At 55.7% G+C, this 20,179-nt stretch carries 18 protein-coding genes and 1 pseudogene; 16 read left to right on the top strand and 3 right to left on the bottom strand.

The genetic code is table 11. The features are described 5' to 3' along the window. Position 1: 1 nt before the first annotated feature. On the bottom strand, positions 2 to 1,162 hold the full coding sequence (gene metB / locus P346_RS00975) for a cystathionine gamma-synthase (RefSeq protein WP_032662742.1): 1,161 nt from the start codon (positions 1,160 to 1,162) through the stop codon (positions 2 to 4). Positions 1,163 to 1,438: 276 nt separating this feature from the next. On the opposite strand from metB, the gene metJ reads away from it, so the two are divergent. Further along, on the top strand, positions 1,439 to 1,756 hold the full coding sequence (gene metJ / locus P346_RS00980; RefSeq protein ID WP_007369220.1) for a met regulon transcriptional regulator MetJ: 318 nt from the start codon (positions 1,439 to 1,441) through the stop codon (positions 1,754 to 1,756). Between the two features lie 48 nt (positions 1,757 to 1,804). Here metJ and rpmE read toward each other — a convergent pair whose 3' ends face one another. Further along, positions 1,805 to 2,017, bottom strand: a complete 213-nt coding sequence (rpmE, locus tag P346_RS00985) for a 50S ribosomal protein L31 (protein WP_003862040.1) — start codon at positions 2,015 to 2,017, stop codon at positions 1,805 to 1,807. 200 nt (positions 2,018 to 2,217) lie between these two features. Between rpmE and priA the strand changes: the two genes are divergently transcribed. The 13 genes and pseudogenes from priA to P346_RS23625 form a co-directional block, all read left to right on the top strand. Then, entirely contained in the window at positions 2,218 to 4,413 is a 2,196-nt protein-coding gene (gene priA / locus P346_RS00990) for a primosomal protein N' (protein ID WP_032662740.1), read from the top strand. A gap of 119 nt (positions 4,414 to 4,532) precedes the next feature. Next, a complete protein-coding gene (gene cytR / locus P346_RS00995; protein ID WP_023309683.1) occupies positions 4,533 to 5,558 on the top strand; it encodes a DNA-binding transcriptional regulator CytR in 1,026 nt (341 codons plus the stop codon). Positions 5,559 to 5,651: 93 nt separating this feature from the next. After that, complete coding sequence (gene ftsN / locus P346_RS01000; protein WP_032662738.1) at positions 5,652 to 6,653, top strand: cell division protein FtsN; 1,002 nt, start codon at positions 5,652 to 5,654, stop codon at positions 6,651 to 6,653. Positions 6,654 to 6,747: 94 nt separating this feature from the next. After that, positions 6,748 to 7,278, top strand: coding sequence for an ATP-dependent protease subunit HslV (gene hslV / locus P346_RS01005; RefSeq protein ID WP_008501802.1), 531 nt, complete (start codon positions 6,748 to 6,750; stop codon positions 7,276 to 7,278). A gap of 9 nt (positions 7,279 to 7,287) precedes the next feature. After that, positions 7,288 to 8,622 (top strand): HslU--HslV peptidase ATPase subunit, encoded by a 1,335-nt coding sequence (hslU, locus tag P346_RS01010; protein WP_023309685.1) that lies wholly within the window; start codon positions 7,288 to 7,290, stop codon positions 8,620 to 8,622. 68 nt (positions 8,623 to 8,690) lie between these two features. Further along, positions 8,691 to 9,611, top strand: a complete 921-nt coding sequence (gene menA / locus P346_RS01015) for a 1,4-dihydroxy-2-naphthoate polyprenyltransferase (RefSeq protein ID WP_023309686.1) — start codon at positions 8,691 to 8,693, stop codon at positions 9,609 to 9,611. 92 nt (positions 9,612 to 9,703) lie between these two features. After that, positions 9,704 to 10,189 carry a ribonuclease E activity regulator RraA gene (gene rraA / locus P346_RS01020; RefSeq protein WP_032662736.1) on the top strand — a complete coding sequence of 162 codons (486 nt, stop codon included), beginning with the start codon at positions 9,704 to 9,706 and terminating at the stop codon, positions 10,187 to 10,189. A 362-nt stretch (positions 10,190 to 10,551) separates the two neighbouring features. After that, the gene (locus tag P346_RS01025) at positions 10,552 to 13,203 is read left to right on the top strand and encodes a T6SS effector BTH_I2691 family protein (protein WP_032662734.1); all 2,652 of its coding nucleotides are present in this window, start codon (positions 10,552 to 10,554) and stop codon (positions 13,201 to 13,203) included. Positions 13,204 to 13,576: 373 nt separating this feature from the next. After that, the gene (locus tag P346_RS0122045) at positions 13,577 to 14,293 is read left to right on the top strand and encodes a DUF6708 domain-containing protein (protein WP_152537881.1); all 717 of its coding nucleotides are present in this window, start codon (positions 13,577 to 13,579) and stop codon (positions 14,291 to 14,293) included. Positions 14,294 to 14,511: 218 nt separating this feature from the next. Further along, the gene (locus P346_RS01030) at positions 14,512 to 15,600 is read left to right on the top strand and encodes a DUF6708 domain-containing protein (RefSeq protein WP_032662730.1); all 1,089 of its coding nucleotides are present in this window, start codon (positions 14,512 to 14,514) and stop codon (positions 15,598 to 15,600) included. Further along, positions 15,590 to 15,826, top strand: coding sequence for a hypothetical protein (locus tag P346_RS01035; RefSeq protein ID WP_166770800.1), 237 nt, complete (start codon positions 15,590 to 15,592; stop codon positions 15,824 to 15,826). Before P346_RS01030 ends, P346_RS01035 begins: the two co-directional genes overlap by 11 nt. Next, the gene (locus P346_RS01040; protein ID WP_032662727.1) at positions 15,819 to 16,907 is read left to right on the top strand and encodes a DUF6708 domain-containing protein; all 1,089 of its coding nucleotides are present in this window, start codon (positions 15,819 to 15,821) and stop codon (positions 16,905 to 16,907) included. Before P346_RS01035 ends, P346_RS01040 begins: the two co-directional genes overlap by 8 nt. A gap of 28 nt (positions 16,908 to 16,935) precedes the next feature. Continuing rightward, a pseudogene (locus tag P346_RS23625) lies at positions 16,936 to 17,050 on the top strand (ribonuclease E activity regulator RraA); the annotation flags it as partial. 61 nt (positions 17,051 to 17,111) lie between these two features. Here P346_RS23625 and zapB read toward each other — a convergent pair. Next, positions 17,112 to 17,351 carry a septal ring assembly protein ZapB gene (gene zapB, locus P346_RS01045; RefSeq protein WP_010436935.1) on the bottom strand — a complete coding sequence of 80 codons (240 nt, stop codon included), beginning with the start codon at positions 17,349 to 17,351 and terminating at the stop codon, positions 17,112 to 17,114. A gap of 410 nt (positions 17,352 to 17,761) precedes the next feature. Here zapB and P346_RS01050 point away from each other — a divergent pair, with 410 nt between their 5' ends. Both P346_RS01050 and glpK read left to right on the top strand, forming a co-directional pair. After that, a complete protein-coding gene (locus P346_RS01050) occupies positions 17,762 to 18,607 on the top strand; it encodes an MIP/aquaporin family protein (RefSeq protein ID WP_014885705.1) in 846 nt (281 codons plus the stop codon). A gap of 21 nt (positions 18,608 to 18,628) precedes the next feature. Next, positions 18,629 to 20,137, top strand: a complete 1,509-nt coding sequence (gene glpK / locus P346_RS01055; RefSeq protein ID WP_014885706.1) for a glycerol kinase GlpK — start codon at positions 18,629 to 18,631, stop codon at positions 20,135 to 20,137. The last annotated feature ends 42 nt before the right edge of the window (positions 20,138 to 20,179 follow it).

The following is a 20,179-nucleotide window of genomic DNA, read 5'->3' as shown; positions in this document are numbered from 1 at the left end:
ATTACCCCTTGGCTGCGATCCGGAAGGCATTTTCCAGATCGGCAATTAAATCTTCAGAATCTTCAATGCCGGTTGAGATACGCAGCAGCGTCTCAGAAATTCCGGCGGCGGCACGAGCTTCCGGTGCCATACCTGCGTGCGTCATGGTTGCGGCGTGGGAGATCAAGCTTTCAACCCCACCTAAGGATTCCGCCAGCGTAAACAATGACAGCCCGCTCAGGAAGCGACGCAGCGTTTGCTCGTCACCGTCCAGTTCAAAACTTAACATCGCGCCAAACCCTTTCTGCTGACGCGCGGCAATCTCGTGCCCCTGATTTTCCGGCAGCGACGGGTGATAAAGCTTTTTCACCAGCGGCTGGGTTTTCAGGAAATCGACAATCGCCTGAGCATTGCGCTGCGCCACGTCCATGCGCGGCGACAGCGTGCGGATGCCGCGCAACAGCAGATAGCTGTCGAAGGCCCCCGCGGTGACGCCAATGTTATTCGCCCACCATGCCAGTTCGGTGACAACGTCGGGATCTTTGGCAATCACCACGCCCGCCACCACATCAGAATGGCCGTTCAGATATTTAGTGCATGAATGCAATACCAGATCGGCACCCAGTGCGAGTGGGTTCTGAAGGGCCGGACTGAGGAACGTATTATCCACTACACTTATCGCTCCCGCATCCCTTGCGAGCTGACAAATTTTCGCAATATCGACAACGCGCAACAATGGATTGCTTGGACTTTCCACCAGAACCAGCTTCGGCTGCTCTGCCAGCGCCTGTTTCAGCGCCCGTTCGTCGTTTTGATCGACAAACAGCACGCGATAGCAGCCGCGTTTCGCCAGGCTATCAAACAGGCGATAGCTGCCGCCGTAGCAATCGTGCGGCGCAACCAGCAGGTCACCCGGTTTCAGGAATACCGTGGTCACCAGGTGAATGGCAGACATCCCCGTATTGGTTAATACTGCACCTGCGCCACCTTCCAGTTCGGCCAGCGCGCGCTGGGTCACGTCACGCGTAGGGTTGCCACGACGCGAATAATCATGCGCGCGGGGTTCATTAAATCCGGTGAAATTATAGGTACTGGAAAGATGAATCGGCGGGACAACGCAGCCGTACTGCTCGTCATCATTTAATCCGCTACGCACTGCAATAGTGGCCTGTTTACGCGTCATGGTGAGGGCTTCCTGGCGAATGAGGTGAAAAGTCAGGCACCAGAGTAAACATTGAAAGTATGGACGTCAATACATCTGGACATCTAAACTTCTTTGCGTATAGATTGAGCAATGCGCAAATAGCCGTTAAAATTATATGCTTTAGTGCACGCTGCAGCGGCAATATCCGTGCCACGGTATCGTCTCTACGGTAAACTAGACAAGATTGCGGTTCAAAACGGGTGGTTACAGGTTTTGCACCTTTAAATAAATGACTGAGAGGATTAAAGGTATCTCATGGCTGAATGGAGCGGCGAATATATCAGCCCATACGCTGAGCACGGTAAGAAGAGTGAGCAAGTAAAGAAAATTACGGTTTCCATTCCTCTGAAGGTGTTGAAGATCCTCACCGATGAACGTACGCGTCGTCAGGTGAACAACCTGCGCCACGCGACCAACAGCGAACTGCTGTGCGAAGCGTTTCTGCATGCGTTTACCGGTCAACCGTTGCCGAACGATGAAGATCTGCGCAAAGAGCGTAGTGATGAAATCCCGGAAGAGGCGAAGGTGATCATGCGTGAACTGGGTATTGACCCGGATACGTGGGAATACTGAGAAGCGGATACAAAAAAGGCACCTTGCGGTGCCTTTTTTTCGGGAAACTTATTTAGCGCCCGGGATGCTGAAACGCTTGTTGAAGCGGTCAACACGGCCACCGGTTGCAACGTCACGCTGCTTACCAGTGTAGAACGGGTGGCATTTGCCGCACACGTCCAGGTTCAGATCGTGACCCACGGTAGAGCGGATCTGGATAGAGTTACCGCAAGAACAGTTTGCAGTAATCATTTCGTATTTCGGGTGAATATCTTTTTTCATGGGAGAACCTCAGTTAAGGCCGCGTCGCTCTTCCAGCCCTAACGCCAGACACCACGCGATGTTGATTGTAAGTTCTTTGGCGTAAAGTACACCAAAGGCGGCGAATCATACAGAATTTGACCAACGTATGCAAACTGATCCGCACGCCGCTTTTACTAATGTGTATACTAACGCGCCACTTTTCAAGTCAGGAAGATTCGATGCCCGTCGCTCACGTTGCCCTGCCCGTTCCGCTTCCCCGCACCTTTGACTACCTGCTGCCCGACAGCATGAGCGCCAAAGCGGGCTGCCGCGTGACCGTGCCGTTTGGCAAACAGCAGCGCGTGGGGATCGTCGTCTCCATCAGCGATCAAAGCGAACTGCCGCTCAATGAACTGAAGTCGATCGTTGAGGTGCTGGACAGCGAGCCCGTTTACTCTACCAGCACCTGGCGACTGCTGCTGTGGGCGGCGGATTATTATCATCACCCGATTGGTGACGTCCTGTTCCACGCTCTGCCCATCATGCTGCGCCAGGGCAAAAGTGCCAGCCATGCGCCGATGTGGTACTGGTTTGCCACCGAGCAGGGCCAGGCGGTGGACATCAACAGCCTGAAGCGTTCGCAGAAACAGCAGCAGGCGCTGGCGGCGCTGCGTCAGGGGAAAATCTGGCGGCATCAGGTCGACGAGCTTGAGGTCAGCGAAACGGCGCTACAGGCATTAAGAAAGAAAGGGCTGAGCGAACTGGCAAGCGAAGCACCTGCCCTTTACGACTGGCGGGAGAGTTTCTCCGTTTCAGGGGATCGCCTGCGTCTGAATACCGAGCAGGCCACCGCCGTGGGCGCGATTCATAGCGCCTCCGATCATTTCTCTGCCTGGCTACTGGCAGGGGTAACGGGTTCCGGTAAAACGGAGGTCTACCTGAGCGTGCTGGAAAACGTGCTCGCTCAGGGCAAACAGGCGCTGGTGATGGTGCCGGAAATTGGCCTGACGCCGCAAACCATCGCCCGATTCCGCGAACGCTTTAACGCGCCGGTTGAGGTGCTGCACTCCGGCCTGAACGACAGCGAACGCCTCAGCGCTTGGCTGAAAGCGAAAAACGGCGAAGCGGCGATTGTGATCGGCACCCGCTCGTCGCTGTTTACGCCGTTTAAAAATCTAGGCGTTATCGTGATCGACGAAGAACACGACAGCTCCTATAAACAGCAGGAAGGCTGGCGCTATCACGCCCGCGATCTGGCGGTTTATCGCGCGCACAGCGAGCAAATTCCCATTATTCTCGGCTCCGCCACGCCGGCGCTCGAAACGCTGCACAACGTGCGCCAGCGCAAATACCACATGCTGCGCCTGACGCGTCGGGCGGGGAATGCCCGTCCGGCCATTCAGCACGTGCTGGATCTGAAAGGTCAGCAGGTCCAGGCCGGGCTTGCGCCAGCCTTAATTACCCGAATGCGCCAGCATCTGCAGGCGGGCAACCAGGTGATCCTGTTCCTTAACCGACGCGGTTTCGCGCCCGCCCTGCTGTGCCACGACTGTGGCTGGATTGCCGAGTGCCCGCGCTGCGACCACTACTATACCTTCCACCAGGCCCAGCGGCATTTGCGCTGCCACCACTGCGACAGCCAGCGCCCGGTGCCGCGCCAGTGCCCGTCATGCGGTTCCACGCATATCGTGCCGGTCGGTTTGGGGACGGAACAGCTGGAACAGGCGCTTGGCCCCTTCTTCCCGGACGTGCCTATCTCTCGTATCGACCGGGACACCACCAGCCGCAAGGGCGCGCTGGAACAGCAGCTGGCCGAGGTGCATCGCGGCGGCGCGCGCATCCTGATTGGTACGCAGATGCTGGCCAAAGGCCACCACTTCCCGGACGTGACGCTGGTCGCCCTGCTGGACGTAGACGGCGCGCTGTTCTCGGCAGATTTCCGCTCAGCCGAGCGCTTCGCCCAGCTTTATACCCAGGTGGCAGGGCGTGCCGGTCGCGCCGGTAAACAGGGCGAAGTGGTGCTGCAAACGCACCATCCTGAGCACCCGCTGCTGCAAACCCTGCTGCATAAAGGCTATGACGCCTTTGCCGAGCAGGCGCTGGCCGAACGCCAGACCATGCAGCTGCCGCCGTGGACCAGCCACGTCATCATCCGCGCGGAAGACCATAACAACCAGCAGGCGCCGCTTTTCCTGCAGCAGCTGAGAAACCTCCTGCAGGCCAGCCCGCTGGTGGATAATCAGCTGTGGATTTTGGGCCCGGTGCCGGCACTCGCACCAAAGCGCGGCGGACGTTTCCGCTGGCAAATTTTGCTCCAGCACCCCTCGCGCGTTCGTCTTCAGCATATCGTCAGCGGCACGCTGGCGCTCATCAACACGCTGCCGGAAGCGCGAAAAGTGAAGTGGGTACTGGACGTCGATCCCATCGAAGGCTGAAGACGGATCGAAAAATTTAACGCTCCTCACACTTTTTATGAAAATTCTGTAACCGATTCCATTAACTATCTGTAAAAATGGTGATGTCAGAAGTTCGGTGTTCAGGCGAGGAGAAGACGTTGAAGTCCAGGAAAGAGGTTGCACCGGCGACCATGAAAGACGTTGCCCAGAAAGCACAAGTCTCTACGGCAACGGTATCCCGCGCATTAATGAACCCGGATAAAGTCTCCCAGGCGACCCGTAACCGGGTGGAGCAGGCTGCGCTTGAAGTGGGCTATTTCCCACAGGCAATGGGGCGTAACGTCAAACGCAATGAGTCGCGCACCATTCTGGTGATTGTGCCGGACATCTGTGACCCCTTCTTCAGCGAGATTATCCGCGGTATTGAAGTCACCGCAGCGGAACAGGGTTACCTGGTGCTGATTGGCGACTGCGCTCATCAGAACCAGCAGGAAAAAACCTTCATCGATCTCATTATCACCAAGCAGATCGACGGCATGCTGCTGCTTGGCTCTCGCCTGCCGTTTGATGCCAGCATTGAAGAACAGCGTAATTTACCGCCGATGGTGATGGCCAACGAGTTTGCGCCGGAGCTGGAGCTGCCGACGGTCCACATTGATAACCTCACCGCCGCGTTCAACGCCGTAAACTATCTTCAGGAGCTGGGGCATAAGCGCATTGGCTGTATTGCCGGGCCGGAAGAGATGCCGCTGTGTCACTATCGCTTACAGGGCTACGTTCAGGCGCTGCGCCGTACCGGCGTCACCGTCGATCCGCACTACATTGCGCGCGGTGATTTTACCTTCGCCGCGGGTGGACAAGCGCTGGAGAAACTTCTGGACCTGCCTGAACCGCCAACCGCCGTATTTTGTCACAGCGACGTGATGGCGCTGGGCGCATTATCGTACGCTAAACGCCGCGGCCTGCGGATACCGAAAGATTTATCGATCATCGGATTCGACAATATTTCGCTTTCAGAATTTTGCGATCCGCCGCTCTCAACGGTCGCTCAGCCGCGCTACCAAATCGGCCGCGAAGCGATGCTTCTTCTGCTGGATCAGCTTCACGGTCAAACAGTTAGCAGCGGCTCGCGGTTGCTGGACTGTGAACTGATTGTCCGCGGCACTACCCAGGCATTGACTTAAAGTAAACGTCTTTCGGATACCCTTATCTGGTCAAAGCCCCGCCGCTTAAGTAACATGGCGGACTGACGAACGAATAAATACAGCGAAACGATAGTGGCACAACGAGATTATGTACGTCGCGGCCAGCCGGCACCTTCGCGACGCAAAAAGAGTAGCTCAAGGAAAAAGCAACGTAACCTGCCTGCTGTATCGCCAGCAATGGTCGCTATTGCTGCGGCTGTAGTCGTCGCCTTTATTGGTGGCCTGTACTTCATCACGCACCATAAAAAAGAAGAGTCTGAGGCGCTTCAGGCCAGTAAAGTTGCCGGAAATGGCCTTCCTCCGAAGCCTGAAGAGCGCTGGCGCTATATCAAAGAGCTGGAAAGCCGTCAGCCTGGGGTGCGTGCGCCGACCGAACCTTCTGCGGGTGGTGAAGTGCAGAATGCGAATCAGCTGACGGATGAACAGCGTCAGCTGCTGGCCCAAATGCAGGCCGATATGCGCCAGCAGCCTACGCAGCTGAACGAAGTACCGTGGAATGAGCAGACGCCGGCACAGCGCCAGCAAACGCTGCAGCGGCGTCAGGCGCAACAGCAGATCCAGCAACAGCAACAACAGCAGCAGCAGTGGGCGCAAACCCAGCCGGTGCAGCAGCCGAAAGCACAGCCGCGGGTAACGGAACAGCCATATCAACAGCAGACGCGTACGGTGCAGTCTCAGCCTGTTCAGCAGCAGCCGAAAACGCAGCCGCAGAAACAGGCGGCTCAGCCGTATCAGGATCTGCTCCAGACGCCAGCGCATACCGCCGCGCAGCAGCCGAAAACGCAGCAGGCCGCGCCGGTGACCAAAGAGACCGAAGCGCCGAAGCAGACGGCTGAGAAAAAAGACGAGCGCCGCTGGATGGTGCAGTGCGGTTCGTTCAAAGGCGCAGAGCAGGCGGAAACAGTACGTGCTCAGCTGGCCTTTGAAGGGTTTGATTCGCGTATTACCACCAATAACGGCTGGAATCGCGTGGTGATTGGTCCGGTCAAAGGCAAAGAAAATGCCGATGGCACCATTTCGCGGTTGAAAATCGCCGGCCACACAAACTGCATTCGACTCGCTTCCGGGGGTTGAAACCCCCAAAATCCCCCCCATCTATCATTTAATTCAGCCCTGAGCACAGGCTCAGGGCTTCTGTTTCCCGATTCTGTAACCAGGGGGTCTGCTCGTGACAACAATAGTAAGTGTACGCCGTAACGGCCATGTGGTAATCGCCGGTGATGGCCAGGCCACGCTGGGTAATACCGTCATGAAAGGCAACGTGAAGAAAGTGCGCCGTCTCTACAATGACAAGGTGATCGCCGGTTTTGCAGGCGGCACGGCGGACGCCTTCACGCTGTTTGAACTGTTTGAACGCAAACTGGAAATGCACCAGGGTCATCTGGTGAAAGCTGCCGTTGAGCTGGCGAAAGACTGGCGTACCGACCGCATGCTGCGCAAGCTCGAAGCGCTGCTGGCCGTGGCCGATGAAACCGCCTCGCTGATCATCACCGGTAACGGTGACGTCATTCAGCCGGAAAATGATCTGATTGCCATCGGCTCTGGCGGCCCTTATGCCCAGGCTGCAGCCCGCGCGCTGTTGGAAAATACCGACATGAACGCGCGTGATATCGCGGTGAAGGCGTTGGATATTGCAGGCGATATCTGCATTTATACCAACCACAACCACACCATCGAAGAATTGACCTCCAAAGCGTAAGGATCTCCCATGTCTGAAATGACCCCACGCGAAATTGTCAGCGAACTGAACAAACACATTATCGGCCAGGATAACGCCAAGCGTTCCGTGGCTATTGCCCTGCGTAACCGCTGGCGTCGTATGCAGCTTGACGAAGAGCTGCGCCACGAAGTGACGCCAAAAAACATTCTGATGATCGGCCCGACCGGCGTCGGTAAAACCGAAATTGCCCGTCGTCTGGCGAAGCTGGCTAACGCGCCGTTCATCAAAGTTGAAGCCACCAAGTTCACCGAAGTGGGCTATGTGGGTAAAGAAGTGGACTCCATCATCCGCGATCTGACCGACTCGGCGATCAAGATGGTGCGCGTCCAGGCGATCGAGAAAAACCGCTATCGCGCGGAAGAGATGGCCGAAGAGCGCATTCTCGACGTGCTGATCCCTCCGGCAAAAAACAACTGGGGCCAGGCAGAGCAGCAGGCTGAACCGTCCGCTGCACGCCAGGCATTCCGCAAGAAGCTGCGTGAAGGCCAGCTGGACGACAAAGAGATTGAGATCGATCTCGCTGCCGCACCAATGGGTGTGGAAATCATGGCGCCTCCGGGCATGGAAGAGATGACCAGCCAGCTGCAGTCCATGTTCCAGAACCTGGGCGGCCAGAAGCAGAAAGCGCGTAAGCTGAAAATTAAAGACGCGATGAAGCTGCTGATTGAAGAAGAAGCGGCGAAGCTGGTGAACCCGGAAGAGCTGAAGCAGGACGCTATCGACGCGGTTGAGCAGCACGGTATCGTGTTTATCGACGAAATCGACAAAATTTGTAAGCGCGGCGGCAACAGCTCCGGCCCGGACGTGTCCCGTGAAGGCGTTCAGCGCGACCTGCTGCCGCTGGTTGAAGGCTGCACCGTCTCCACCAAGCACGGCATGGTGAAAACGGACCACATCCTGTTTATCGCTTCCGGTGCGTTCCAGGTTGCCAGCCCGTCGGATCTGATCCCCGAACTGCAGGGGCGTCTGCCAATTCGCGTTGAGCTGCAGGCGCTGACCACCGAAGATTTCGAACGTATCCTGACCGAGCCGAACGCCTCTGCTACCGTACAGTACAAAGCGCTGATGGCGACCGAAGGCGTGAACCTCGAGTTCACCGAAGACGGTATCAAGCGTATTGCCCAGGCCGCATGGCAGGTCAACGAAACCACCGAGAACATCGGTGCGCGTCGCCTGCATACCGTGCTGGAACGCCTGGTTGAAGATATCTCTTACGACGCGAGCGACCTTAACGGTCAAACCGTTACCATTGACGCAGAATATGTGAGTAAACATCTGGATGCGTTAGTGGCAGATGAAGATCTGAGCCGTTTTATCCTATAATCGCGGTTACTGGATTCTCATCACGTTTAATGGGGGCTAATGCCCCCATTTTTATTGGCTAAATACTTATGACTGACATCAGCCGTACTCAGGCGTGGCTCGAAAGTCTGCGCCCTAAAACGCTTCCTCTGGCCTTTGCCGCAATTATCGTCGGCACCGCCCTTGCCTGGTGGCAGGGTTATTTTGATCCGCTGGTCGCCGCGCTGGCATTGATTACCGCCGGCCTGCTGCAAATTCTCTCTAATCTTGCCAACGACTATGGCGATGCGGTGAAAGGCAGTGACAAGCCGGATCGCATAGGGCCACTGCGCGGAATGCAGAAAGGGGTGATTACCCAGGCGCAGATGAAACGCGCGCTGATTATCACCGTAGCGCTGATCTGCGTATCCGGCCTGGCGCTGGTGACGGTGGCGTCTAAGACCACCAGCGATTTCATTGGCTTCCTGGTGCTGGGCTTACTGGCCATTATCGCGGCCATCACCTACACCGTCGGCACGCGTCCTTACGGTTATATTGGGCTCGGGGATATCTCCGTACTGGTGTTCTTCGGCTGGCTGAGCGTGATGGGAAGCTGGTACCTGCAGGCGCATACGGTGATTCCTGCCCTGTTCCTGCCCGCGACCGCCTGTGGTCTGCTGGCGACGGCGGTGCTCAACATCAACAACCTGCGCGACATCGACAGCGATCGCGAGAACGGCAAAAATACCCTGGCGGTTCGTCTGGGGCCGGTCAATGCGCGCCGCTATCACGCCTGCCTGCTCATTGGCGCGCTGGTTTGCCTGGCACTGTTTAACCTGATTTCCTTGCAGAGCCTGTGGGGCTGGCTGTTTGTGCTTGCCGCGCCGCTGCTGATTAAGCAGGCCCGCTTTGTGATGCGTGAACTCAGCCCGTCCGCCATGCCGCCAATGCTGGAACGCACGGTAAAAGGCGCGTTGCTGACTAACCTGTTGTTCGTCATCGGGATTGTGTTAAGCCAGACGCTGCGTTAGCTGACAAATATCAATTAACAATTGATGATTTTGCCAACAACGCATTTCGCACGATATACTGAACACATTCGCAGCAACTGAGCGTTAAACCTATGAAATACGATACCTCCGAGCTTTGTGACATCTACCAGGAAGATGTCAACGTCGTTGAACCGCTGTTCTCCAACTTTGGTGGGAGGTCGTCGTTTGGCGGTCAAATCGTCACGGTGAAATGTTTCGAGGACAACGGGTTGCTGTACGATCTGCTCGAACAGAATGGCCGCGGCCGCGTTCTTGTGGTCGACGGCGGCGGTTCCGTGCGCCGTGCATTAATTGATGCTGAACTGGCCGGCATTGCCGTTCAGAATGAGTGGGAAGGCCTTGTGGTGTACGGTTCCGTACGTCAGGTGGACGATCTGGAAGACCTGGATATCGGGATTCAGGCCATCGCGGCCATACCGGTAGGGGCGGCGGGTGACGGCATCGGCGAAAGCGACGTGCGCGTCAATTTCGGCGGCGTGACCTTCTTCTCCGGGGACCATCTCTACGCCGATAATACCGGCATTATCCTGTCGGAAGACGCGCTGGATATCGAGTAATTTAACAGGCCATCTTTTATCGGATGGCCTTTGTTTTTATCGTCACCCAAACCGTGAAGCTAACACAGGTTTAGATATCTCCACTTTTTATAATGCAATAACACTCCCCCGGAGCGTCTCCTGACGGTCTCGGCGCTCCAGAATAACCGTTCATTCAATCGCCGTCGTTTGCCACATATTTTGCATATCACGTCGTACTTTCCCTGCACAGCAAATGCGCACTAACTGCTTACGACATAAAGAAAATTTAGCTTAGGTTAACGTCTTTACGGTGTATTATGAGTAAATAACCGCCACAACTTCAGGGTTACCTTTCCTGCTTGCCGGACGGGCTTACCTGACAGAAGAAGAATGGATTCAACATGAGCAATGAAAAGGGATGTAAGTTCTGCCAGCGCTACGGTTTACCCGTCCTGCCCGTTCGTCCGGCAATCATGGAAAAAGGTGACGCGTTACCGGCATTATCCGGCAGTATCACCGTACCGGTAACGGCCGAAGGAGGTGCAGACTATACCGCCCGTCTGCTGAGGGAGGGCTTTTTATACATCTGGGCGGAACGTTCACAACGCTGGATTAACTATTATGCTACCGGCGACGGCTATTTTTATCCTCTTCCAGAGGACGGCATCGTGCCGCCGCGCGTGGAAAGCGGGGACATTACCCCCTGTATTACCCGGCCAGATGAACTGGCAACCGCTTCCCTGGTGACACTGCCGGTAAAGCCCGCTGGAATCCTTAACGGGGTGTACTGGTTTGCGTGGTCTGAAGAGTCGTGGACACCGGTGGTACGCAAACAGCATGAAGATGCCGCCTGGCGGCGCCAGTATATGCAGAAATTTGATATGGATGCGTGGCTTGCCAGCCACAGCGGCCAGCAGGCCCTGCCCTTCCGTCAACTCGCCAGCTGCGTGGCTGAATACAGTCCAGGACTGCGCAACAGCACCCTTAAAGCCTGGACTCCCTCCCCCCTCAAAGCGGTCAGTAGTCATTCTGCGGCCGCTTTACAACAGGCAGCAGATAATCTGAACGCGGGCAACGGTGCGATTCTGATGTTGTCTGACCCGGTTGGGGTGGCGACGGAGATTTCAGCCCTGGCACGCTACCGGATGCAGCAGGCTATCGCCACGGATCCGGAGTTGAGCCGTGGCACTGCATTGCTGACCATGCTCGGCAGCGTCGAACTGGCAATGCGTAATTATTTTTACCTGCGGGCAGAAGCCGGGGATGAAAGCTATGAGCGCCAGATGCGCGACGGCAGGGACACGCCGGCAGGACCGAGATTTCCGGCTCCGGACATGGCCGACCGGATGCATGTCCTGAATGAGGCCAGCCGGAAGGACCGGGTGGACGAGGCATGGCAGACCGGCTACGAAAAATACATCGACCGGGCGCAGGAAAAGGCGTTCAGTGAGAGGCTGAAAGCCTGGCTGACAGAGTATAACAACAGCTCAGTCATTCCCGTCACCCGGATGTATCTGGCCTGGCTGCAGGGGCCGGTGATGGCGAATTACTTTGTGCAGCACTTTGACCCGACCTGCGCGCACAGTGGCGGACGCTATATCCAGACAGTAGCGAAAGTACTGGCAGGAATGAACGACAAAGGCGGAGTGATTACCCACATCGATCAGCAGCTGAATCAGGCCCCGCTGACGCCGGAAAACTTTCTTCAGCGGGCGGCCTTCTTTAATCATGACGGCTGGATTGCCGAGGTGAATGCACAGCTGAAAAGCAGCGGACCAGACTGGTGGCTGGGCATAAGCTGGGACCGTCTGGCGGACGGCGCGAAGGAGTACAGCGGCAGCTACGCCAGCGCGATCCTGACGGGGCTGGAAAAGCTCAGCATGCTCTGGTCTGAGGCGATGATGAAATCGGTGGATCTGATGGTGAAAGGAACGCCGGTGCGCTTTGCTATCGGGATACTGGCGATGCAGGGTAAGGCGTTCTCTGCCGTCAGCGTGGTGCCGGGGACGAAAAACTTTGTCGGGGCGATGACCCGGGGGATGGCCGGGATGCTGGAAATGAGTGGACGCAGCGGCGGGCAATTATATACCGCGATGCAAAAGCTGACCGACCGACTGGTGAAGGAGCTACCGGAGCGCTCGCTGGAGAAAATATCTCTGCCGCGGATTATTGACGTGCAGGAGGCGAAGGTACTGGCCGCCCTGCCGGTTAAAGAGCGGCTGGCGAAGCTCAGTACGGCAATGCTCACGGAGGACGAGCTGGCGCGAATGCTGTTCCCGAAATCGCCGGGCTCCTCGGTGGCGCAACTGAGCGGGATGAAACCCGGCACGCTGGCGACGGAGATGGCGGCGAAAGGCATGACATTTGGCGGGACGGTGTTCTCGGCGTACTTCCAGTGGATGGTGCTGGGGTACGGTGTGAAAGAGAGCGGCCTGCCGTCCGAAGGTAAAGCTGCGACGGTGTTCGGGGCGAATGCCAGCATGGCGGTAGCCTCAACGGCGGAAGCGCTGAAGCTGGCGATGACGCCGCTGATGAGGCTGGAGCTGCCATCGACTGTGTCGATGATAAGAAACGTAATGATGAAGGTTGTCGGGGCGGAGATTTGGGGATTGTTAGGATTCGGTGGGGGGGTAGTTTATACAGTGATTGAAGGCTGGAACGGTTACGATTTTTACTGGCAAGGAAATAAAGGCGTTGGAATTGCACATATGATAAATGCCCTCGGTATTGGGATGATGACGGTGGGAGGCGGAAGTAGTATTTCGATTGCACTCCTGGTCCGTTTGGGGTTATCGCAAACCATTCTCAATGGTTCGGAACTGGCTGCATTCCTCCTCGGCCCGGCGGGAATATTTGTCGGGATGCTGCTGGTTCTGGGTGCTGGAGCCTGGCTGTTAAGCCATAGCCGGAACGATATACAGACCTGGCTGCTCAGCACGCAATGGCGGCAAATTCCGCCGGGTGAAAGCGATATCCCGGCTATCTGGCCTAATGCACAAATGGAAAAGGGCGGCTACATGGCTCTGACAGCACAGGGAGGGACACATGTTTAATCCCTTTAAGCGATTACCAGCGGACCCGTCTAAACGATTCTATAAAGGATTTCTCCGCCTTAGTGATAAAAGTGTTTTTAAGATTTACTCGCAGAAAGCTGGCGATGCAGACGTTCAAGGTGTCTCCGGATTCGACAGCGTGGTGCGGCTGAACTCGACCTACCTTGAGCTAGTTGACCGGTTTTATAACTGGAGAGGTACCATAACTCTGGGGGCCGGAATAATATTCTGTATTATGTTTATCCGCGGCTTTCTCTGGCTGTTGGTTTCGGCCATTTTACTTGGAGAGGCCCCCCCGTTAGAGACCTGGGGCCTTACGATTATTCTTTGGTGTTTAATTGTGATTCCCATTTCCTGGGCTGCATACCGCCTCATGACCTCTGAGGTATTTTTCAGTACCTACTATCCGATCCGCTTTAACCGTAAAAACAGGATGGTTTATGTCTACCAGTCCGGCGGAACGGTGTTGTCCGTTCCGTGGCAGGAGCTTAGTTTTGTCCTGACTTCAGCAAAGATGCGATTCTCAACGCAGTGGACCATTGTGGGATGTCTTACGGGTGATGACGGAGATACTGTCACGGGGGCGATTCCTCTCCCGATTAATGTGAACTGGGACCCGGAAGACCTGACCATGTACTGGGAATTTATCCGCTGCTATATGGAAGAAGGAGATGAGTATCTCCCGGACCTGGCGGACTCCATTGCCTGGTGCCCGCCGGTTGAAAAACAGAAAGAAGGCTGGCTGTTCGGACTGCTCTACCTCAGCAAGCAGTGGTTCGGACGTCTCGGCCTGCTGGTGAATGCGCTGCAGCTTCCCTTCTTTTTCGTCATCAGCTTTCCGCGCTGGCTGGTCATGCTGACCTGCAAAATCCCGGAATGGCCTGCGGAAGTGGTCGCGGCCTGTCAGCCGGCTGAGAATGACCCTGTCAACAAAGGCGCTGAGCATAACCCACTGCAGGTCTGGCGACCGATGCTGGGCTTGCAGGGTAAGGAGCGTTACGCCCGCACGTTTGCAAAAGAGCGCGGAGCAATGGACCGGGTCGTTGCCCGACTGAAAGCCAAATATGGCGGGCAGAATCATGTGGACTGAGGGGCTTATCGGTCTGACGGGAATATTTGTCGGGATGCTGCTGGTTCTGGGGGCGGGAGCCTGGCTGTTAAGCCATACCCGTAACGACATACAGACCTAGCTGCTCAGCACACAGTGGCGTCGGGTGCCGCCGGGCGAGAGTGACATCCCGGCTATCTACCCGGATGCACAAATAGAAAAGGAGGGCTATATGGCTTTGACGGCTCAAGGAGGCGCGCATGTTTAATCCCTTAAAACGATTCCCTGCCGACCCGTCCAAACAGTTCGATAAAATGTTTCTCCGCCTCAGTGATAAAGGCGTCTCCCGGGTTTATTCGCAGAAAACGGGCGACCCGGATGTGAAAGGGATTTACGGATTTGACAGCGTGGTGCGGCTGAACTCAACGTACCTGGAGCTGGTTGATCGGAATTACAGATGGCGTGGAGGTTGGACATTTGCGGGAGCTTTCTTTTTTTGTCTGTTCCTGGGTTTGTTTTTTCAGCCACTAATTACACTGTTACAAACTGGCTTTCATAGCATTGGCATATGGATTGTTGCCATCATTCTCTGGATCGTTATGTTACTGCTATCTTGGGGGGCAAGCCGGATAATGGTCTCTGAAGTTTTTTTCAGAACCTATTACCCGATCCGCTTTAACCGTAAAAATGGGATGGTGTATGTCTACCAGTCCGGTGGAGATGTTTTGTCGATACCGTGGCAGGATTTTCGCTTTGTTCTGACCAATGGAAAGAATTTCACCATTACAGAATGGGCCATTATAGGGTGTGTTATGGGAGATGACGGGGACACGATCACGCGAACTTTCCCCCTTCCTATTAATCTGGCCTGGGACCCCGGAGACCTGACCATGTACTGGGAATTTATCCGCTGCTATATGGAAGAGGGGGATGAGTATCTCCCGGACCTCGCGGACTCCATTGCCTGGTGCCCGCCGGTTGAAAAACAGAAAGAAGGCTGGCTGTTCGGACTGCTCTACCTCAGCAAGCAGTGGTTCGGGCGGCTCGGCCTGCTGGTGAATGCGCTGCAGTTGCCTCTCTTTTTCGTTCTCAGTTTTCCGCGCTGGCTGGTTATGCTGACCTGCAAAATCCCGGAATGGCCTGCGGAAGTGGTCGCGGCCTGTCAGCCGGCTGAGAATGACCCTGTCAACAAAGGCGCTGAGCATAACCCACCGCAGGTCTGGCGACCGATGCTGGGCTTGCAGGGTAAGGAGCGTTACGCCCGCACGTTTGCAAAAGAGCGCGGAGCAATGGACCGGGTTGTTGCCCGGCTGAAAGCCAAATATGGCGGGCAGAATCATGCGGACTGAGGGGCTTATCGGTCTGGCGGGGATATTTATCGGGATGATACTGGTTCTGGGGGCCGGGGCCTGGCTGTTAAGCCATGCCCGTAACGACATACAGACCTGGCTGCTCAGTACGCAGTGGCGGCGGGTGCCGCCGGGTGAGAGCGATGTCCCGGCTATCTGGCCGGATGCACAAATGGAAAAGGACGGCTATATGGCCCTGAGCGCAAAGGGAGGGACGCATGTTTAATCCCTTTAAACGGTTTCCGGCAGACCCATCCAAACGCTTCTATAAGGGTTTTCTCCGCCTCAGTGATGAACGTGTTTTTAAAATTTACTCGCAGAAAACAGGCAATCCGGATGTTCCAGGGGTCTCTGGGTTTGACAGCGTGGTGCGCCTGAACTCGACCTATCTGGAGCTGGTTGACCGTTTTTACAACTGGCGCGGAACATGGACGCTGGCCGGAGTTTTCTTTTTTTGTCTGTCTTTTTATGTGTTTTTACAGCCATTAATCACGTTTTTGCAAGATGGTTTTCATAGTGCAGCTCTCTGGATTGTTGACATCATTATCTGGGGGATTACGTTGCCGCTCTGTTTGGGGTTATACCGGATAATGACCTCCGAGGTATTTTTCAGTACCTACTATCCGATCCGCTTTAACCGTAAAAACGGGATGGTGTATGTGTACCAGTCCGGCGGAAAAATCCTCTCCGTGCCGTGGCAGGATCTCAGATTTGTTCTGCGTTCAACGAAGGGACGGCTGGCAAAAGAATGGACAATTGTGGGGTGTACTACGGAAGATGATGGAGACACGGTAGCGGAGGCTATCCCTCTCCCGATCAATCTGGAGAGTGACCCCGATGTCCTGACCATGTACTGGGAATTTATCCGCTGCTATATGGAAGAGGGAGATGAGTATCTCCCGGACCTCGCGGACTCCATTGCCTGGTGCCCGCCGGTTGAAAAGCAGAAAGAGGGCTGGCTGTTCGGACTGCTCTACCTTAGCAAGCAGTGGTTCGGGCGGCTCGGCCTGCTGGTGAATGCGCTGCAGCTTCCCTTCTTTTTCGTCATCAGCTTTCCGCGCTGGCTGGTTATGCTGACCTGCAAAATTCCGGAATGGCCTGCGGAAGTGGTCGCGACCTGTCAGCCGGCTGAGAATGACCCTGTCAACAAAGGCGCTGAGCATAACCCACCGCAGGTCTGGCGACCAATGCTGGGCTTGCAGGGCAAGGAGCGTTATACCCGCACGTTTGCAAAAGAGCGCGGAGCAATGGACCGGGTTGTTGCCCGGCTGAAAGCCAAATATGGCGGGCAGAATCATGTGGACTGAGGGGCTTATCGGTCATGAACCGAATACTGGCGAAAGCGACGTACGCGTGAATTTCGGGCGGCGTCACCTTCTTCTTCCGCGACCATCTTTATGCTCATAATACCGGCATTATCCTGTCGGAAGATGCGCTGGATATCGAGTAAAAAAAGCCGGGTGGCGGCGACGCCTTACCCGGCTTACTTCATCTGTATTTCCCGAGAGAAATCAAACTTCTTCCATACGTCCCAGCAGCGCCTGCAGGCGATCCTGCCAGCCGTTCTGCTGTTCGCGCAGCTGGTTGTTTTCGCGCTCCAGTTCTTCGCGGCCGTGCTGAGCGTTCTGAACTTCCTGCGCCAGGCTGTTGTTCTTCTCTTTCAGCTCTTCAATTTCCATCTGCAGCAGGGTGATGGTGTCAATCGCCTGCTGTACTTTCGATTCCAGTTTCTCAAACACTTCTAAAGACATGATGCTACCTCTCCTGAATTGCAAGGCGACGCTTTAACATAAACGCGCACGACATATACCGTCGATTGTATGGAGCGCGGCGCTCTGTGTCCAGCGACACACCGCGCAGATCGCGGTTTGCAACACTTTTAGGTCTGGTCCTGGTGTGTTCGCGTCATATACCCCTAAATTGTTAACTGATTCGTTAATGAAATGATTCAGCTCACATTCCTGCACTGATCCTGTACTGCTGCAAAAATGTGCTTTATGGCGCGAAAACGCTCATTTTATTGACGCAGACCACACATTTTGATTTCGATATTTCTCGTTTTTGCTCGTTAACGATAAATTAACACTATGTCTACAGGGCATCGTGGCTGTCACGGGCGGCCATGCTAACAATAAACATCAATTTCTTCAGGATTCCGATTATGAGTCAGACATCAACCTTAAAAGGCCAGTGCATTGCCGAGTTCCTTGGTACCGGGTTGTTGATATTCTTCGGAGTGGGCTGTGTCGCTGCACTGAAAGTGGCGGGTGCCAGTTTTGGTCAGTGGGAAATCAGTATCATCTGGGGTCTGGGCGTGGCGATGGCCATCTACCTGACCGCAGGGGTTTCTGGTGCACATCTTAACCCGGCGGTGACAATCGCACTTTGGCTGTTCGCGTGCTTCGACGGACGCAAAGTTGTTCCTTTCATTCTTTCTCAGTTTGCCGGCGCGTTTTGCGCAGCGGCGTTAGTTTACGGGCTTTATTACAATCTTTTCATCGACTTCGAACAGACGCATCATATGGTACGCGGCAGCGTCGAAAGTCTGGATCTGGCAGGCATCTTCTCAACCTACCCTAACCCGCATATCAATTTTGTGCAGGCGTTCGCAGTTGAAATGGTGATTACCGCTATTCTGATGGGCGTTATCCTGGCGCTGACCGACGACGGAAACGGCATTCCGCGCGGCCCGCTGGCACCCCTGCTGATTGGTTTGCTGATTGCGGTGATTGGCGCATCCATGGGCCCGCTGACCGGCTTCGCGATGAACCCGGCACGTGATATCGGACCAAAAGCGTTCGCCTTTATCGCAGGCTGGGGCGACGTGGCCTTCACCGGCGGTAAAGACATTCCTTACTTCCTGGTACCGCTGTTTGCGCCGGTTGTCGGGGCTGCGCTGGGTGCGTTTAGCTACCGCAAATTAATTGGTCGCCACTTACCGTGCGACACCTGTGTGGAAGAGGAGAAGGAAACGACTTCTACCGCACAACAAAAAGCTTCGCTGTAATCTGACTACGGGACACATACCATGACCGAAAAAAAATATATCGTTGCGCTCGACCAGGGCACTACCAGCTCCCGCGCTGTCGTAATGGATCATGACGCGAACATCGTCAGCGTGTCACAGCGCGAATTTGAGCAAATTTATCCTCGTCCAGGCTGGGTAGAACACGACCCGATGGAGATTTGGGCATCACAAAGCTCCACGCTGGTCGAAGTGCTGGCGAAAGCCGATATCAGTTCCGACGAGATTGCCGCGATTGGTATCACCAACCAGCGTGAAACTACGATTGTCTGGGAACGCGAAACCGGTAAGCCCATTTACAACGCTATCGTCTGGCAGTGCCGCCGTACATCCGAGATCTGCGAACAGCTGAAGCGCGACGGTATGGAAGAGTACGTGCGCAGCGCCACCGGTCTGGTGGTTGACCCGTATTTCTCCGGAACCAAAGTGAAATGGATCCTCGACCACGTGGAAGGTTCACGCGAGCGTGCTAAACGCGGCGAGCTGCTGTTCGGTACCGTCGATACCTGGCTTATCTGGAAGATGACCCAGGGACGCGTTCACGTCACCGACTACACCAACGCCTCGCGTACCATGCTGTTCAATATCAACACCCTGGAGTGGGATGACAAGATGCTGGACGCGCTGGACATTCCGCGCGCGATGCTGCCTGAAGTGCGTAAGTCTTCAGAAGTGTACGGTCAGACCAACATCGGCGGTAAAGGCGGCACCCGTATTCCTATCGCCGGTATTGCCGGTGACCAGCAGGCGGCGCTGTTCGGCCAGCTGTGCGTCAAGGAAGGGATGGCGAAGAACACCTACGGCACCGGCTGCTTTATGCTGATGAACACCGGCGAGAAAGCGGTGAAATCAGAAAACGGCCTGTTGACCACCATCGCCTGCGGCCCGCGCGGCGAAGTGAACTATGCGCTGGAAGGTGCGGTGTTCATGGCGGGTGCATCCATTCAGTGGCTGCGCGACGAGATGAAGCTGATCAGCGATGCGTTCGACTCCGAGTACTTCGCGACCAAAGTGAAAGACACCAACGGCGTGTACGTGGTGCCTGCGTTCACCGGTCTGGGCGCACCGTACTGGGATCCGTATGCACGCGGGGCGATTTTCGGCCTGACGCGCGGCGTGAACTCTAACCACATTATTCGCGCTACTCTCGAATCCATCGCCTACCAGACGCGCGACGTGCTGGAAGCGATGCAGGCTGACTCCGGTATTCGTCTGCACGCCCTGCGCGTGGACGGCGGTGCGGTAGCGAATAACTTCCTGATGCAGTTCCAGTCCGACATCCTGGGCACCCGCGTCGAGCGCCCTGAAGTGCGTGAAGTCACGGCGCTGGGCGCGGCGTACCTTGCCGGTCTGGCGGTAGGCTTCTGGCAGAACCTGGACGAGCTGCAGGAAAAAGCGGTTATCGAACGCGAATTCCGTCCTGGCATCGAAACCACCGAGCGTAACTTCCGCTACAGCGGCTGGAAAAAAGCGGTGAAACGCGCCCTGGCGTGGGAAGAGCACGACGAGTAAGCCCTCTCACCCTAACCCTCTCCCCAAAGGGGAGAGGGGACT

The sequence above is a fragment of the Enterobacter sp. DC1 genome, assembly GCF_000568075.1.
Lineage (GTDB): Bacteria > Pseudomonadota > Gammaproteobacteria > Enterobacterales > Enterobacteriaceae > Enterobacter > Enterobacter asburiae.
Note: the sequence above shows the minus strand (reverse complement) of the source record. Positions and strands in the feature narration are given on the sequence as shown.

What these genes read in the sequence shown, in the direction of transcription:
- P346_RS01030 (WP_032662730.1), top strand. Translation starts at nt 14,512, where the DNA reads ATGTTTAATCCCTTAAAACGATTCCCTGCCGACCCGTCCAAACAGTTC.
- zapB (WP_010436935.1), bottom strand. Translation starts at nt 17,351, where the DNA reads ATGTCTTTAGAAGTGTTTGAGAAACTGGAATCGAAAGTACAGCAGGCG.
- P346_RS0122045 (WP_152537881.1), top strand. Translation starts at nt 13,577, where the DNA reads ATGACCTCTGAGGTATTTTTCAGTACCTACTATCCGATCCGCTTTAAC.
- menA (WP_023309686.1), top strand. Translation starts at nt 8,691, where the DNA reads ATGACTGACATCAGCCGTACTCAGGCGTGGCTCGAAAGTCTGCGCCCT.
- P346_RS01050 (WP_014885705.1), top strand. Translation starts at nt 17,762, where the DNA reads ATGAGTCAGACATCAACCTTAAAAGGCCAGTGCATTGCCGAGTTCCTT.
- rpmE (WP_003862040.1), bottom strand. Translation starts at nt 2,017, where the DNA reads ATGAAAAAAGATATTCACCCGAAATACGAAATGATTACTGCAAACTGT.
- glpK (WP_014885706.1), top strand. Translation starts at nt 18,629, where the DNA reads ATGACCGAAAAAAAATATATCGTTGCGCTCGACCAGGGCACTACCAGC.
- hslU (WP_023309685.1), top strand. Translation starts at nt 7,288, where the DNA reads ATGTCTGAAATGACCCCACGCGAAATTGTCAGCGAACTGAACAAACAC.
- P346_RS01025 (WP_032662734.1), top strand. Translation starts at nt 10,552, where the DNA reads ATGAGCAATGAAAAGGGATGTAAGTTCTGCCAGCGCTACGGTTTACCC.
- metJ (WP_007369220.1), top strand. Translation starts at nt 1,439, where the DNA reads ATGGCTGAATGGAGCGGCGAATATATCAGCCCATACGCTGAGCACGGT.
- rraA (WP_032662736.1), top strand. Translation starts at nt 9,704, where the DNA reads ATGAAATACGATACCTCCGAGCTTTGTGACATCTACCAGGAAGATGTC.
- P346_RS01040 (WP_032662727.1), top strand. Translation starts at nt 15,819, where the DNA reads ATGTTTAATCCCTTTAAACGGTTTCCGGCAGACCCATCCAAACGCTTC.
- priA (WP_032662740.1), top strand. Translation starts at nt 2,218, where the DNA reads ATGCCCGTCGCTCACGTTGCCCTGCCCGTTCCGCTTCCCCGCACCTTT.
- P346_RS01035 (WP_166770800.1), top strand. Translation starts at nt 15,590, where the DNA reads ATGCGGACTGAGGGGCTTATCGGTCTGGCGGGGATATTTATCGGGATG.
- metB (WP_032662742.1), bottom strand. Translation starts at nt 1,162, where the DNA reads ATGACGCGTAAACAGGCCACTATTGCAGTGCGTAGCGGATTAAATGAT.